The organism is Aeromonas sp. QDB18, from assembly GCF_027705325.1.
In the GTDB taxonomy this organism is placed as follows: domain Bacteria; phylum Pseudomonadota; class Gammaproteobacteria; order Enterobacterales; family Aeromonadaceae; genus Aeromonas; species Aeromonas caviae.
In genome coordinates, this window is record NZ_JAPDBQ010000273.1 from 1 (window position 1) to 1623 (window position 1623).

Consider the following 1623-nt stretch of genomic DNA (forward strand, 5'->3'; position numbering starts at 1 on the left):
CCAGGGCGGTGAAGATATCAAAGACCCGTTTTCCGGTAAATCGCAATGCGGCTCCGCTTAAGTGAACAGCATTGCGCAACTGCGGGGCTTTTTAATGGGCAAAACATGCCCATGGCAGGGATTAGGCGGGGCGCCTGCCCAGCCGCTGCACATCGTGGCGGGCGGCGGCCCCGGCCTGGCTGAGCCAGCGCTGGCGGGCCCCCTCATCCGAGGTGTGGACGGGCCCCAGATGCTGGCGGTGGGTCAGCCGGATACCGCACAGCCCCAGCACTGGCTTGTCCAGGGTGCGCTCCAGGGGGGCTCCCTGCCACCAGCGGTAATACCAGGGGGGCTGTCCATGGTTAGCAGCAGGCGCGCCGTCTTGCCGGCGAGCAACTGCTCCGGGTGCGCCTTCCCCGGCTGGTAGCGAAAGGCGAAACCCGGCAGCAGGGTGCGATCCAGCAGCCCCTTGAGCCGGGCTGGCAGGTGGCCCCACCAGACGGGGGCGACGATCACCAGATGGTGGGCCTCCACCAGGCTCTGCTGCACCGCCTGCAGATCGGGCTCGAGGGGTTGCGCCTCGTCATAGCCATGGTGAAGATCCGGCGCGAAGGCGAGCTCCCCCACGTGATGCAGGGTGACGCGCGCGCCCCCTTGCTCGGCACTGCGGGCATACTCCCGGGCGAGGGCGTGGCAGAGGCTGTCGGGTTTGGGGTTGCCGTTGAGAACAAGCAGGTTGGGGGTCATGGTATGGCTCCTTGAAGTGAGCCCCCATTACACCCCTTGTCCCATGGGACAGAGTCAAGCCACCTTTTGCCCCCGATCCGCGGCGGCGGGATGATCCCGCCCGTCGGGGAATTGCCGCGCCGGGGCGCCATAGCGGCAGGGGTGCTGCGCCAGCAGCGTGGCGCACTGTCAAGCCCTGATGCTGGCGTTGCAGCCGGGCGACCTCCGCCTCGATCTGCGCCAGCTTGTCCGCGATAAGCTGCTCCACCCTTTGCCAGGGGAAGTGATCGAGGCTGGTGACGCCCGCGAGCAGGGGAACCAGCTCCCCGAGCTTGCAGCCAAGCCGCTGGGCCTCGCGGATAAACCCGACCCACTCCAGATCCTCGGCCCGGTAGACGCGATACTTGCCGCGCCGCCTGGGCTCGGGCAGCAGCCCGAGCTGCTCGTAGAGACGGACAGCCTTTGGGGTGGTGCCCGCCAGCCGGGCAAATTCGCCGATATACATGGTGCTGCTCGCAAAGGTTGTTCGAGTAGGGGCTCACTATAGGCCAGTGGCAGGGGGGATTGAATCCCCGAGGGGGAGAAGAGAGTTACATTGACAGGGGATGACTGACAGAGGACACCCACCTTGTCAGGTAAGTCTGCTATCGAGATGGTGGGTGTCCCAGATTTTCCTCATGATTACTCAAAGAACACTTTAAGTTCGTGCCCCTTGCCTGTTGGCCAATCTATTCGGATTACTTCGATTTCTGTGTTGCCAGCTTTGGCAGATGCCTTTTTTCCATTTTTGATTGCGCTAGATATTTCTTCGGGCAATTTCACGCCAGACAGTTTAAGGCTTAGGGAAGGTGCGAACAAGTCCCTGATATGAGATCATGTTTGTCATCTGGAGCCATGAAAAAGGGTTCATCATGAGTC

General features: G+C 62.6%; 2 protein-coding genes and 1 pseudogene. All 3 read right to left on the reverse strand.

Annotated elements, in window-relative coordinates; genetic code table 11:
* Positions 1 to 121 precede the first annotated feature (121 nt).
* Positions 122 to 271 (reverse strand): hypothetical protein, encoded by a 150-nt coding sequence (locus tag OKC30_RS20790; protein ID WP_234888722.1) that lies wholly within the window; start codon positions 269 to 271, stop codon positions 122 to 124.
* Positions 244 to 726 (reverse strand): NAD(P)H-dependent oxidoreductase, encoded by a 483-nt coding sequence (locus OKC30_RS20795; RefSeq protein ID WP_234888721.1) that lies wholly within the window; start codon positions 724 to 726, stop codon positions 244 to 246. Before OKC30_RS20795 ends, OKC30_RS20790 begins: the two co-directional genes overlap by 28 nt.
* A 229-nt stretch (positions 727 to 955) precedes the next feature.
* A pseudogene (locus OKC30_RS20800) lies at positions 956 to 1210 on the reverse strand (MerR family transcriptional regulator); the annotation flags it as partial.
* Positions 1211 to 1623 lie beyond the last annotated feature (413 nt).